Origin of the sequence: Curtobacterium sp. NPDC088465 (assembly GCF_044753165.1) — a bacterium.
Taxonomy (GTDB): domain Bacteria; phylum Actinomycetota; class Actinomycetes; order Actinomycetales; family Microbacteriaceae; genus Curtobacterium.
Genome location: NZ_JBIVMR010000002.1, coordinates 67,091 through 80,280, shown reverse-complemented (window position 1 = coordinate 80,280; position 13,190 = coordinate 67,091). Strand labels below are relative to the sequence as shown.

13 protein-coding genes are annotated in these 13,190 nt (G+C 71.6%); 2 read left to right on the top strand and 11 right to left on the bottom strand.

Annotated elements, in window-relative coordinates:
• Positions 1–184 precede the first annotated feature (184 nt).
• Complete coding sequence (locus tag ACIP6W_RS07750) at positions 185–2,032, top strand: hypothetical protein (RefSeq protein ID WP_066654799.1); 1,848 nt, start codon at positions 185–187, stop codon at positions 2,030–2,032.
• Positions 2,033–2,209: 177 nt separating this feature from the next.
• Here the strand turns inward: ACIP6W_RS07750 and ACIP6W_RS07745 are convergent, their stop codons facing one another.
• From ACIP6W_RS07745 to ACIP6W_RS07700, 10 genes are all read right to left on the bottom strand, one after another.
• Complete coding sequence (locus tag ACIP6W_RS07745; protein ID WP_400428942.1) at positions 2,210–2,938, bottom strand: alpha/beta hydrolase; 729 nt, start codon at positions 2,936–2,938, stop codon at positions 2,210–2,212.
• Positions 2,935–3,240 (bottom strand): hypothetical protein, encoded by a 306-nt coding sequence (locus ACIP6W_RS07740; protein ID WP_251159688.1) that lies wholly within the window; start codon positions 3,238–3,240, stop codon positions 2,935–2,937. The genes ACIP6W_RS07745 and ACIP6W_RS07740 overlap by 4 nt, the downstream gene beginning before the upstream one ends.
• A 14-nt stretch (positions 3,241–3,254) precedes the next feature.
• The gene (locus ACIP6W_RS07735; RefSeq protein WP_400428940.1) at positions 3,255–4,235 is read right to left on the bottom strand and encodes a transglycosylase SLT domain-containing protein; all 981 of its coding nucleotides are present in this window, start codon (positions 4,233–4,235) and stop codon (positions 3,255–3,257) included.
• A gap of 60 nt (positions 4,236–4,295) precedes the next feature.
• Complete coding sequence (locus ACIP6W_RS07730; protein ID WP_400428938.1) at positions 4,296–4,844, bottom strand: DivIVA domain-containing protein; 549 nt, start codon at positions 4,842–4,844, stop codon at positions 4,296–4,298.
• Between the two features lie 72 nt (positions 4,845–4,916).
• Positions 4,917–5,927: a phosphatidate cytidylyltransferase gene (locus ACIP6W_RS07725; protein WP_209682237.1), complete on the bottom strand. Its 1,011-nt coding sequence runs from the start codon at positions 5,925–5,927 to the stop codon at positions 4,917–4,919.
• Positions 5,927–6,481, bottom strand: a complete 555-nt coding sequence (frr, locus tag ACIP6W_RS07720; protein WP_400428936.1) for a ribosome recycling factor — start codon at positions 6,479–6,481, stop codon at positions 5,927–5,929. The genes ACIP6W_RS07725 and frr overlap by 1 nt, the downstream gene beginning before the upstream one ends.
• Before the next feature lie 45 nt (positions 6,482–6,526).
• Positions 6,527–7,246 (bottom strand): UMP kinase, encoded by a 720-nt coding sequence (gene pyrH, locus ACIP6W_RS07715; RefSeq protein WP_058729969.1) that lies wholly within the window; start codon positions 7,244–7,246, stop codon positions 6,527–6,529.
• Between the two features lie 155 nt (positions 7,247–7,401).
• Positions 7,402–8,229, bottom strand: coding sequence for a translation elongation factor Ts (gene tsf, locus ACIP6W_RS07710; protein WP_066654809.1), 828 nt, complete (start codon positions 8,227–8,229; stop codon positions 7,402–7,404).
• Positions 8,230–8,309: 80 nt separating this feature from the next.
• The gene (gene rpsB / locus ACIP6W_RS07705) at positions 8,310–9,218 is read right to left on the bottom strand and encodes a 30S ribosomal protein S2 (RefSeq protein WP_066654811.1); all 909 of its coding nucleotides are present in this window, start codon (positions 9,216–9,218) and stop codon (positions 8,310–8,312) included.
• A gap of 440 nt (positions 9,219–9,658) precedes the next feature.
• Complete coding sequence (locus ACIP6W_RS07700) at positions 9,659–11,098, bottom strand: sugar porter family MFS transporter (RefSeq protein WP_066654813.1); 1,440 nt, start codon at positions 11,096–11,098, stop codon at positions 9,659–9,661.
• A 388-nt stretch (positions 11,099–11,486) separates the two neighbouring features.
• On the opposite strand from ACIP6W_RS07700, the gene ACIP6W_RS07695 reads away from it, so the two are divergent.
• Positions 11,487–12,101 (top strand): M23 family metallopeptidase, encoded by a 615-nt coding sequence (locus tag ACIP6W_RS07695; protein WP_400428935.1) that lies wholly within the window; start codon positions 11,487–11,489, stop codon positions 12,099–12,101.
• A gap of 64 nt (positions 12,102–12,165) precedes the next feature.
• Here the strand turns inward: ACIP6W_RS07695 and ACIP6W_RS07690 are convergent, their stop codons facing one another.
• Positions 12,166–13,170, bottom strand: a complete 1,005-nt coding sequence (locus ACIP6W_RS07690) for a tyrosine recombinase XerC (RefSeq protein ID WP_400428933.1) — start codon at positions 13,168–13,170, stop codon at positions 12,166–12,168.
• Between the last annotated feature and the right edge of the window lie 20 nt (positions 13,171–13,190).

Here is a 13,190-nt window from a genome sequence, read left to right as displayed (position 1 = left end):
GATCTTCTCCCTACCGCGCCGGGGGTGGGGGGATCGGCGCGCGAATCAGCGCTCCAGGATAGCGAGGCACCCTGGACATCGCATCCCCCACCGCTGTCCACGGGCTCAGTCGGCACCGGTGGGCCGCCACTAGACTCGTCCGCGGGCCAAGGGCTGGCCCTCCGCCGACCCCCAGGAGCAACACGTGGCGAACGACGAGGCCGAGTTCGGGACCGAGCTGCGCGGGTACCGCCGCGACGAGGTGGACCGCTCGGTGAACGAGCTCCGCCGCGAACTCATCAAGTCGAACACCGACCGCGCCGAGGCCGCCAAGGAGATCCGTCTCCTGCAGGCGCGTGTCGCGGACCTGCAGGGCGAGCTCGACGAGGCCGGCACCCCGACCTACAGCGGGCTCGGCACCCGCCTCGAGTCCACCCTGCGCGTGGCCGAGGAGCAGTCGACCCGACTCATCAGCCAGGCGGACATCGACGCCCAGCGGCTCCGCGCATCGAGTCGGCACGAGGCCGAGCGTCTGCTCCGCGAAGCCCGGCAGGAGGCGTCGGAGACCCTCGAGGACGCCCGCTCCCGTGCGACCGACGAGCTCACCCGCGCCCGGGCCGAGTCGTCCGACACGATCGAGCGTGCCCGTGCCGAGGCCGGCCTGCTGACCCAGGACGCCCGCAACGAGGCCGCCGCCGTCCGGGGTGCAGCCGTCACCGAGGCCGCCGAGGTCCGCTCGGTCGCCATCCGCGAGACCGATGCCCTGCGTGCCCGTGTCGAGCGCGAGGTCGCCGAGCTGCGCGAGGACGCGCAGCGCGCGGCCGAGGACGCCCGTCGCGCCGCTGCCGACCTCGACCGTGAGACCGAGCACCGACGCAGTGTGTTCGAGGCCGACCACGCCCGGCGCACCGCGGACCTCGACCGCGAGGAGACCACGCGGCGCGCCGCCCTCGAGCGGGAGGTCGCCGAGGGCCGCGCTGCCTGGCAGCGCGAGCGCGACGAGCAGCGCCGAGCGCACGAGCTCGCGCTCGAGACCGGCCGGGCCGAGCTCGAGTCCGAGGTCGAGCGCGGCCGGGCCGCACTCGAGGCGGAGACCAGCGACCGTCGTCGTGAGCTCGACGCCGAACTCGGTGCCGCCCGCGCACGCTGGGAGCGCGAGGCAGCCGAGGCCCGCACCGCCCTCGACCAGGAGCTCGAGGCCGCCCGTGCGCAGCTCCGTGTCGACGAGGAGCAGACCCGGGCCGAGAACGCACGCCTGGTGGAGGAGACCGCTGCCCGCATCGCCGCGGAACTCGAGGAGCACCGCGCCCGCCTCGAACGCGAGCGCGCCGAGGCCGACGCCGCCGCCGAGCGCGCCGCTCGCGAGCACGCCGACGAGCTCGCTGCGCGCCGCGAGCGGGAGCACGCCGAGGTCGACACCGAGATCGCCGACCGCCGCACGGCCGAGCTCTCCGACCTCGAGGCCGAGCGCACGGCGCTGCAGCAGGAGGTCGACACGGTGCGCGCCGACCTGCAGCAGGAACGCGATGAGGTCCGCACGGCGATCGCCCGAGAACGCGACGAGGCCCGCGCGGCGCTCGAGTCCGAGCTCGCCGCCCGCCGTGACGACGCCGAGCAGGACTACCTGCAGAAGCACCAGGAGACGGTGGCCGAGACGCAGAAGTACCTCGACGAGGCCAACCTGCAGCTCGCCGAGGCGACCCGCCGCGCGTCCGAGGCGCGGGAGCGCGCCGAGCGGCTGCAGCAGGAGGCCGACGACCTCGAGCGCACGAGCACCGCGCAGGCACAGGAACGTGCACGCACCATCGTCAGCGACGCCCAGGAGCGAGTCCACCGGATGATCGCGGAGGCCGAGGAACGGTCGGCCGCGGCGATCGCCGAGTCCGAGGACCGGCTCGCCGCCATCCGCACCGAGCGCGACGCCGTCGCCGGGTACCTGGAGAACCTGCGCGGCGTGCTCACGCACGCCACCGGGCTCCTCGACGAGTCCCCCGTGGCGGCCGGCCGGCCGGCGGACGACGAGGCCCTCGACGAGGACGCCACCGCCCGCTGAGGACGACATCCGCGACCCGGCCCGGAGGCGCACCGCGCGCCTCCGGGCCGGGTCGCGTCCCCCCGCGCCAGCCGTGGCGCTCCCCGCTCACCCGGGACGGTCGGCTCGCGGGGCACGGTCGCCGTCCGGCCCTGACCGGTCGGTGGCGTCAGCCCGGTCGCGACGCCGACCGTGTGGTCAGTCGTCGAGGTGCGTCGGCAGCGGCGCACTGCCCGGGACCACGAGGTCCGCGACGGCGTCGAGGACCGTGCGGACGTACCGTTCCCCGACCCACAGGTGCTTCGCGCCCGCGACGGGGACGACCCGCACGTTCGGCGCGACGGCGAAGCGGCGGACCGCGTCCTCCGGCTGCAGGAAGTCGTCGTGCTCCGGGACCAGCGCGACGACCGGGACGTCCACGTCCGCCCAGCGTCGGAGCTCGTCGTCCGAGGTCCGGTGCAGCGGGGGCGACAGCAGCACCACGCCGGCGACGTTCCCCGCGGCGACGTGTTCGATGCCGTGCTTGAGGACGACCTCGGTGCCGAACGACCAGCCGAGGAGCCACGGGGTCGGCAGTCCGCGTCCGACGGTCTCGTGCACGGCGGCGCGGAGGTCGAAGCCCTCGGACTCACCGTCACCGAAGACGCCCTCGGACGTGCCCCGTGGCGAGGTCACCGACCGGAAGTTGAACCGCAGCACCGCGATGTCGGCCAGCGCGGGCAGGCGCGAGGCCGCCTTCTTCAGCACGTGACTGTCCATGAACCCGTGCGCGGTCGGCAGCGGGTGGAGCGTCACGAGCGTGCCCCGCGCAGGCCGGTCGAGCGGCTCGGCGAGCTCGCCGACGAGGGTGAGGTGGTCGTCCGTCACCAGTTCGATGTCGGTACGTCGGGCGGGGAGCTCGGTGTTCGAGCGGATCTCGGTGCTCATGCGATGCTCCAGCAGTGGTTGTGCCAGTGTCGGCGGGACGCCAGGTCGGCGTCGTCCCCGAGCACACCGTCCGCGCGCCAGACCACCACGTGCGCGACACCCGGCAGCACGGCCAGGCCGCAGCCCGGACAGACGTACTCCTTCTGTGCGGACGCCGCGGACACCGGTTGCACGGTGAAGGTACGACCGCGACGGACCTCGGTCCGCCTCCACGAACTCATGAGGCGGTCGAGACCGGTCTCGTCCTCGGTCGGCTCGGGACCACGACCACGGGGTCGCCGCGGTCGGTTGCTGCGCGGCACCCCGGAACTGCCGATCAGTACCAGTTGTAGGACTGGCTGTGGCCCCACGCGCCGCAGGGGGTGCCGTAGACGCCGGAGATGTAGTTGAGACCCCAGGTGATCTGCGTCGCGGGGTTCGTCTGCCAGTCCGCACCGGCCGTGGCCATCTTGCTGCCGGGCAGCGCCTGCGGGATGCCGTAGGCACCGCTCGGGTTGTACGCGTTGACGCGCCAACCCGACTCCTTGTTCCACAGCGACACGAGGCAGTTGAACTGCTCGCTCCCCCACCCGCGTGCGGCGACCATCTGCTGGGCGATCTCCTGCGCGCTGCCCGGGTTCGGCGTCGCGGCCGTCGCCGCGAGCGTGTTCGACGGCGTGACGGCCGTGCTCTTCGCTGCCGGGTCGGCCTGGTCGTTGGTGGCTTCGGCCGGCTTCTCCTCGACCTTGGGCTTCGGCAGCGTGACGCCGTAGCCGTCCCGCGTCACGTCGAACGCGGCGTACGTGCCGTGTGCCGTGAACTGCTGCGGCTCCACGGGCGCCTTGACGAGCACCGGGGCGACGACGGCGGCCTGGGCGACGTCGGGCTGCATCGGGTTGAACAGCGAGCCGCCGACGAAGCCGAAGACGGCGAAGAACGACAGCGTCGGGATCGTCGCGCGTCCGCGCATGAACGAGTTGAGGGTCCGGGCGGCCTTCGGCTTCGCCGGTACGGCGACCGCGCGCCGCTGCTGGACGATGCGCGGGTTGGCAGCACCGGTCGGCGCGATCGGTCCGCGGACGAGGACCGGAGCGGTCGCCGGTGCGGCGGACGTCGCGACCGGGGTCGGCGCCGTCACCGGTGGGCCCAGCGGTGTCGACGGCAGCGCTGCCGTCTCGACCCGCGGGGTCGCGTGGAGGACCGAGTGCCCCGTCGTGCGGAGTCGGTCGCGTGCCGCGCGGCGCTCACCGACGACCGGACGGTCGAGGTGCTCGCGGGTACCGCGGTCGGAGCTGAGGTCTGCCGTGTGCCTGCCCATGAGTGGGTCCAGGATAACGGAACGGTCACGGGAAGAGAAGCACCGGTGTCCCGCGCGTCGTCAGCGGACGGCGAGCATGACCTCGACGACCGCGTCGAGCAGCGCGTCCACCTGCGCCTCGCGGTAGCCGCCGTGCTTCGGGCGGAACACCACCGACCGGACCTCGGTCAGGCTGAGCGGCTTGCCGTCGCGGAAGTAGCCCGCCAGCCGCTCCGCGAAGACGTCGACGTCCTTCGGGTGGTAGCCGGTGCCGAGCGGGCTGGTGCGTGCGAACCGCTGCCCGGTGGGACGCTCGAGTCGCGCGACGACGTCCGACGCCTTGGCGCGGGCCTCGGCGTACCAGGCCTTCTGACCCGTCTCGGCGATCTCGCGCTCCCGCTCGCGAGCGGCGAAGGCGTCCTCGAGGCGCTCGAGCGCGGCGTCGACGTGTGCCGTGGAGTAGCCGCCCTTGCGCATGGAGAAGGCGGTCCTGCGGATCTTCACCGCCTCGATGCCGGGAGCGGTGTCGCCCGCGGTGTACGCACGACGGGCGTCCTCGAGGAACCGCTCGACCTCGTCGACGTCGTACCCGAGGGACTTGCGGTCTGCGGAGGGGAAGGTCGTGGCCACGGCGACATTCTGCCAGCACCGGACCATGGCGCCACCTGGACGCGCGGTCCGACAGGGCGTCGGGCGCTCAGGTCAGTGGACGACCACCAGGAACAACACGTAGGCCACGGCCGCCGACGGCAGGATGCTGTCGATGCGGTCGAGCAGCCCACCGTGCCCGGGCAGGAACGACGAGATGTCCTTGATGCCGAGGTCGCGCTTGATCATCGACTCGGTCAGGTCGCCGAGCGTGGCGGAGCCCGAGATGAGGACACCGAGGACGATGCCGGTCCACCAGGGCAGACCGAGCATGAGCCAGGTCACCACGATGCCGACCAGGATGCTCGCGGCGACCGATCCCGCGAAGCCCTCCCAGGTCTTCTTCGGGCTGATCCGCGGCGCCATCGGGTGCTTGCCGAGGTTGAGCCCGGTGGCGTACGCACCCGTGTCGACGGCGACGACCACCAGGATGAAGGCGATCACCCACAGCTCACCGCGGGGCTGGGCCGAGAGCAGCACGATGCACGCACCGAGCAGGGTGATGTAGGCCTGCACGAACAGACCGTTCGTCAGGTCGCGGGCGACGTGACCGGCCGGCGGCTTCTCCCGCGCGATCGCGACCTCGACGAGCCGCCAGACCGCGATGAGGACGATGCCGCCGAGGATCGCGAACAGCGCCGCGACCTGCCCTCCGAGGAACGCTGCCGGGACCATGACGACGGCCGCCGCCACGCTCGGGATGCGCGGCACGTCGCGCCCGGCGAACCGCATCGCACTCGCGAGCTCGTAGACGGCCACCCCGAGCAGGAAGGCCGCGACGACCATGAACGCCGGCTTCCAGATGAGGAGCGACCCCAGCATGACGACCGCGAACGCCAGGGCGATGGCGATCGCGGCCGGCAGGTTGCGGCCGGTGCGGGCGGTCAGTGCCTCGTTGCGCGCGCCGAAGTCCGCCTTGCGCTGCTTGAGCTGCGCCTCGAAGTCGGCGCGCGCCGCACGGGCACGGGCATCGAAGTCCTGTCGCAGCCCCTTCTTCGTGGTCGGGGCTGCTCCGGTCGGGCGCGGTTCTGTGGGGCGGTCGCCGCCCGGCTCGGGGAGACGCATCAGACCTCGAGGAGTTCGGCTTCCTTCTTCTTCAGCGCGTCGTCGATCTGGTCGACGTGCTTCTTCGTCAGGGCCTCGAGGTCCTTGTCGCCGCGACCGATCTCGTCGTCGGAGATCTCACCCTTCAGCGCGTCGAGGTCGTCCTTCGCGCGGCGACGGATGTTCCGGATGACGACCTTGTGGTCCTCACCCTTGCCACGCACGAGCTTCACGAACTCCTTGCGGCGGTCCTGCGTGAGCTCCGGGATCGTCACGCGGACGATCTCGCCGTCGTTCGACGGGCTGGCGCCGAGGTTCGGGAACGTCGCGATCGCGCGTTCGATCTCCTTGAGGGCCGACTTGTCGTACGGCGTGACGATGAGCGTGCGTGCCTCGGGCGTCTGGAGCGACGCGAGCTGCGCGAGCGGCGTCGGGGTGCCGTAGTAGTCGACCGGGATCTTCTGGAAGAGGGCGGCGTTGATGCGTCCGGTACGGACGGTCGCGAAGTCGTCCTTGGCGACGTCGACGGCCTTCGCCATCTTCTCGGTGGCTTCGGTCAGGACATCACTGATCACGGTGGTTCTCCTTCGGTACTGCGTCGAGTCTAGTCAGCGTGCGGGTCAGTTGCTGACGACCGTGCCGATGCGCTCCCCGCGGATGGCGGCCGCGACGTTGCCCTCGCCCTCCATGCCGAAGACGTGCATCGGCATGCCGTTGTCCATGCAGAGCGAGAACGCCGTCGCGTCGACGACCTTCAGGCCCTGCAGCAGGGCGTCCTGGTACGTGACGTGGTGCAGCTTCTCGGCCGTGGCGTCCTTCTTCGGGTCGGCGGTGTACACACCGTCCACGCCGTTCTTGGCCACGAGGACCTCGTGCGCGTCGATCTCGAGCGCACGCTGGGCGGCGACCGTGTCGGTCGAGAAGTACGGCAGGCCCGCACCGGCGCCGAAGATCACGATGCGCCCCTTCTCGAGGTGCCGCTCGGCGCGCCGCGGGATGTACGGCTCGGCGACCTGGGTCATGCTGATCGCGGACTGCACCCGGGTCGCCGCTCCGGCCTGCTCCAGGAAGTCCTGGAGCGCGAGCGCGTTCATCACGGTGCCGAGCATGCCCATGTAGTCGGCACGACCGCGGTCCATGCCGCGCTGCGAGAGCTCGGCACCACGGAAGAAGTTGCCGCCGCCGACCACGATGGCCACCTCGACGTCCTGCGCGGCCTGCGCGATCTCCTTGGCGATGGTGCTGATGACGTCCGGGTTCACCCCGAGGGACCCGGCCCCGAACGCCTCCCCCGACAGCTTCAGCAGGACCCGGCGGCGTCCGGTCTTCTCGTTCGTCATGTGGCGCACCCTTCGTCGAATGTCTCGTGGGAATCTACCCGGCCGCAGCCGGTCCGGCGGAGGAGGTCGTGCCTCCCGGCCGGCTCCGCGCGTGTCGCAGCGCGCAGAAAACGGGGCCCGGAACCGATGTGGTTCCGAGCCCCGTCACGGGTTCGTTACGCGCCGACCTTGACGCGGGCGAAGCCCTGGATCGTCAGACCGGCGTTCTCGGCGGCCTTCGCGACGGACAGCTTGTTGTCCTTCGCGTAGTCCTGCTCGAGGAGCGCGACCTGCTTGCGGTACGCGTTGAGGCGACCCTCGACGATCTTCGGCAGGGCGGCCTCCGGCTTGCCCTCCTCGCGCGTGATCGCCTCGACGGTCGCGCGCTCCTTCTCGATGGCCTCGGCCGGGATCTCGTCGCGGGTCAGGTACGTCGGGTTCGCGAACGCGACGTGCTGGGCGATCGACCGCGCCTCGGCGGCGTCGGAGCCCGCGTAGGCGATGACGACGGCGATCTGGGGCGGCAGGTCCTGGCTGGTCTTGTGCAGGTAGACCTCGAAGGCGTCGCCCTCGACACGGACGACGGTGCGCAGCGCGAGCTTCTCACCCAGCGCGGCGGCGGCCTCGTCGATCGTCTCGGCGACGGTCTTGCCGTCGAGCGGCGCGGCGTTGCCGGCCTCGACGTCGGACGCACCGGCGGCGGCGACCGCGGCCACGACCTTGTCGGCGAGGGTGGTGAACTTCTCGTTCTTCGCGACGAAGTCGGTCTCGCTCGCGAGCTCGACGACGGTGGCGGCGCCACCCTCGGTCGTCGCGACGACGACACCCTCGGAGGTCGCACGGTCGTCGCGCTTGGCGACGGCCTTCGCGCCCTTGATGCGGAGCAGCTCGACGGCCTTGTCGTAGTCGCCGTCGGCCTCGACGAGCGCGTTCTTCGCGTCCATCATGCCGGCCCCGAGGTCCTCACGGAGCTTCTTCACGTCAGCAAGGCTGTAGTTGGCCATTGACTGGAGTCCTTTCTGGACTGGTGTTGTGGAGAGAGAGGGAAGGGGCGCCGAGCCGACCGGCCCGGCGCCCCCGGTGACTACTCGGCCGAGGTGGCTTCGGCGTTCTTGGCCTCGTCGGCGATCGGCTCGCCGATCTCCTTCGCGGCGACCTGCGCGTCGGCGTCGTTCTCCTCGACGGGAGCCTCGGCTGCGGGGGCGGCCTCGGCTGCCGGAGCGGCCTGCGCACCACCCTGCTCACCGGAGAGGAGCTCCTGCTCCCACTCGGCCAGCGGCTCGGCCGTCTCCTCGTCGCCGCCGTTGTGGCGGGTCTTCAGGCCCTCGGCCGCGGCGTCGGCGACGATGCGGGTGAGGAGACCGACGGAGCGGATCGCGTCGTCGTTGCCCGGGATCGGGTAGGTGATCTCGTCGGGGTCGCAGTTGGTGTCGAGGATGCCGATGACCGGGATCCCGAGCTTCTGCGCCTCGTCGATGGCGAGGTGCTCCTTCTTGGTGTCGACGACCCAGAGCGCGCTCGGGGTCCGCGTGAGGTTGCGGATACCACCGAGGGTCTTGTGGAGCTTGTCCAGCTCGCGCTTCTTGATGAGGAGCTCCTTCTTGGTGAAGCCCTTCGTCGTGTCGTCGAAGTCGATCTCCTCGAGCTCCTTCATGCGCGCGAGGCGCTTGGAGACCGTCTGGAAGTTCGTGAGCAGACCGCCGAGCCAACGCTGGTTGACGTACGGCTGGCCGACGCGGGTCGCCTGCTCGGCGATGGAGCCCTGCGCCTGCTTCTTGGTGCCCACGAAGAGGATCGTGCCACCGTGCGCGACCGTCTCCTTGACGAAGTCGTACGCGCGGTCGATGTAGGCCAGCGACTGCTGCAGGTCGATGATGTGGATGCCCGAGCGCTCCGCGAGGATGAAGCGCTTCACCTTCGGGTTCCACCGACGGGTCTGGTGTCCGAAGTGGACGCCGCTGTCGAGCAGCTGGCGGATGGTGACGACGGCCATGCCGTCCCTCCTTGTTCTCGGCACACGACTGTTCGGCCGTGCGCACGGTTGCGGTTGTGTCGGTCGCGACCGGTGGCCGTGACCCCTGGCGCCCTGTCCGCGCGGCCGCCCGCTCGTGAGAGCAGGACCGGTGGCCGCGGAACGTGTCGTGGCGAGAGCACTGCTGTTGGACGAGCACTGCTGTTGCACGAGCACTGTGGACGCGCGAAGTCAGCGCGCCGGAGCGCGCTGCGGTCGTAATGCTAGCAGGTCCGGACGCCCAGGCCGTCGCCGGACACGACGGAGCCCGGACACGACCGCGCCCGGTACGACGGCGCCCGGACACGACCGTGCCCGGGACACGACCGTGCCCGGGACACGACGGAGCCGGGACGCACGGGAGGCGCGGTGCGGGTCCGACCCGCACCGCGCCTCCCGTCAGGTGGTGACGCCGGTGGACGCTACTTCGCCGACACCGTGTCGCCCTCTGCCGTGATGCCCATCTCCTCGAGGGAGCGGCCCTTCGTCTCCGGGATCTTCGCGATGACGAAGAACAGCGAGAGCAGGGCGAACAGGGCGTAGATGCCGTAGGTCACCGTCAGGTTGAAGCCGGAGAGCACCGGGAACGAGATCGTGACCACGAAGTTCGCGATCCAGTTGGCGGCCGAGCCGACGCCGAGCGCGGTCGCACGGATGCGGTTCGGGAACATCTCGCCGAGCAGGACCCACATGAGCGGACCCCAGGTGGCGCCGAAGGAGACCACGAACAGGTTGGCGAAGATCAGCGCGATGATGCCCCAGGAGCCGGGCAGGCTCGGCGCGCCGTCCACGATCGTGGCCTGCGAGAACGCGATCGCGACCATCGTGAGCGAGACGAACATGCCCGACGAGCCCGCCACGAGCAGCGGCTTCCGGCCGAGCTTGTCCACGGTGAAGATCGCGATGAACGTGACGGCGACGTTGACGATCGACGTGATCGTCGAGATGAGGAACGAGTCGCTCTCCTTGAACCCGACCGCCTGCCAGAGCGTCGTCGAGTAGTAGAAGATCACGTTGATGCCGACGAACTGCTGCAGCACGGCGAGGATGATGCCGACCCAGACGATGGGCTGCAGGCCGAAGCGGTTGCCCCGGATGGAGCCCTTCTTCTCGTTGGCCTCCTTCTTGATGCCGTCCTGGATCTCCTCCAGGCTCGTGTTCACGGTGTCACGCGGGACGATCTTGCCCATGACCTCACGGGCGTCGTCGGCACGGCCCTTCGAGAGCAGGAAGCGCGGGGACTCCGGCAGGGTGATCGCGAGCACGCCGTAGACGACGGACGGCACGACACCGACGAGGAACATCCATCGCCAGGCGGCGAGGCCGAGGACCTGTTCCGAGGCGCCACCGGCGGTCACCGCGAAGAGCTGGTCGGAGAGCAGGGCGGCGAAGATGCCGAGCGTGATGGCGAGCTGCTGGAAGGACGCCAGTCGACCGCGGATCGCCTTCGGGGAGACCTCGGAGATGTACGCGGGGGCGATCACCGACGCGGTACCGATGCCGAGGCCACCGACGAGACGCCAGATGACGAGGTCCCAGGTCGCGAACGCGAAGGCGGAGCCGATCGAGCTGACGAAGAACAGCACCGCTGCCCAGAACATGACGCGCGTCCGGCCCCAGCGGTCGGCCAGGCGACCGGCGAAGTAGGCACCGAAGGCACAGCCGATGAGCGCGGAGGCGACCGCGAAGCCGCTGGCGGCCTCGGACAGGCCGAACTCGCCCTTGATCGCGTCGACGGCTCCGTTGATGACGGAGGAGTCGAATCCGAAGAGGAAGCCGCCGACTGCCGCCGCGATGGCGAACAGGGTGACCTTCCCCTTGAACGCACGGTCCTCGCCGTGCTGGGTGGACGTGTTCGACACGGTGCTCCAGGTTCTTGCCGCCGTGCTGGGTGGCGCACGGTGCCCCGGCGGTCGGCTGGTTCGCCGTCCGAGCGGCGTTGCGTGTTCCGGAGCGGCCCCGACTGTACTCGCTGGCGGCTCGCGGGGCACATCGGGGCGCGGCGGCGCGGCGGCGCGGCGGGGCATGCGGGGTTGGACGCGTTCTGGGGTCGCCGTGGATCGCACGGGTTCGCCGACGTTGCACGCGTCGATCGACGCGTGTCGTGTCGCAGCCGGCACCGCGAGAGGACGTGGTGTGGCGCGGCGCCGTCCGACAGCCGTCCCTGCACAGCCCTGGAGGCAGCGGGCACCGTCCCCAGATCGGCCCGCCGCCGCCCGTGCCCGGGCGCGTCTCGACGACCCTCGTCACATGAGACGGTCACCGCTCCTCCCTCGGCCCGGGCGGCCGGGTGGGCTCCTCGTCCTCGCGGTCGCACTCCTGGTCGCACTCGCGGGTCCGCTCGTGGTCGCGCTCGCGAGTGCGCTCCTGTCGGGGCACCCGGCGACGTCCGACGAGGCTGGCCGCTCGGCCGGAACGATCGTGGCGAGCGAGGACGTCGCTCCGGCGCCGTGGGTCTGGCCGACGGGCACGCGCGAGGTGGTCCGACCGTTCGAGGCACCCGCGGACGACTACGCGCCCGGTCACCGCGGCATCGACCTGGCTACGTCCGTCGGTACCCCTGCGGTCGCGGTGGCGGACGGCACGGTGTCGTTCGCCGGGCAGGTCGCCGGCAGGGGCATCGTGACCATCGACCACGGGGAGGGCCTCGTGAGCACGCTGGACTCCGTCGAACCCTCGGTGGCGACGGGCGACGCCGTCCAGCAGGGGATGGTGGTCGGTGTCGTCACGGTCGGACACTGTCCCGCCGCCGGTTCGTGCCTGCACCTCGGCGCACGGGTCGAGGGTCGCTACGTCGATCCGCTGCGGTTCCTGTCGCCGGCTGCCTGGCCGGTCCTGCTCCCGGAGTCGGCGTGGCCGGGGTGACGTGCCGGAGGCCGCGAGGCCGTGCGGCGGAACGGCGTCGGGACTCCCGCCCGGCCGTTCGCCGTCAAGCGCGGGGGTGCGCCGTTCGGTAGACCTCCCGGAGCCGGGCGGACGAGACGTGCGTGTAGATCTGCGTCGTCCCGAGGCTCGCGTGCCCGAGGAGCTCCTGCACGGCCCGGAGGTCCGCTCCCCCGTCGAGCAGGTGCGTCGCCGCGGTGTGCCGGAAGGTGTGCGGCCCGCTCGGACCCGCGCCCGGCAGGTCTCCGAGCGCTCGAGCGACCACCCGGTACACGCTGCGGACCCCGAGTCGGCCACCCCGGTCACCGAGGAAGAGCGCGGGCCCACCGGAGCGCTGCACCTGCTGCTCGGAGGGGTCCGCCTGCGGGGAGGTGTCCGACTGCCGGGCGGGGGCCGGTGACCGCTCGGCAGCGCGCGCAGCGAGGACCGGGCGACCCCGTCCGAGCCAGGCTTCGAGCGCGTCCCTTGCGGGCACGCCGAACGGCACCACCCGTTCCTTGCCGCCCTTGCCGAGCACTCGCACGGTCAGGCGGTCTCGGTCGACGTCCTCGACGTCGATGCCGACGAGCTCGCTCACCCGGATCGCCGCGGCGTAGAGCAGTTCGACGACCGCCAGGTCGCGGAGCGCAGCAGGGTCGTCCGTGTCCGCCCGAGCCGCGAGTCCGTCGAGCACCGTCCGGACCTGGTCGGTCGACACGACGCGCGGCAGGTGTCCCGCCCCCTTGGGCGCGCGCAGCCGGGCGCCGGGGTCGGTGTCGAGCAGACCGGTCTCGCTGGCCCAGCGGGTGAACGCCCGCACCGACGACGACCGGCGCGCGATCGTGGACCGGGCGAGCCCGCGTCGGTCCGCTTCCCACAGCCAGTCGCGGAGCACCTCGAGACCGAGGTCCGCGGTGGCGGCGATCCGCCGCTCGTCGGCGAACTGCACCAGCTGGTCGAGGTCGTTCGCGTAGGCACGGACGGTCTGGTCGCTCAGACCGCGCGCGCCACGGACGTGGTCGAGGAACGACTCCACCGCCGCCACGAGTCGCCCGTCCGTCTGCTCCGCCACGGGCCCCAGGGTAAGCGTCC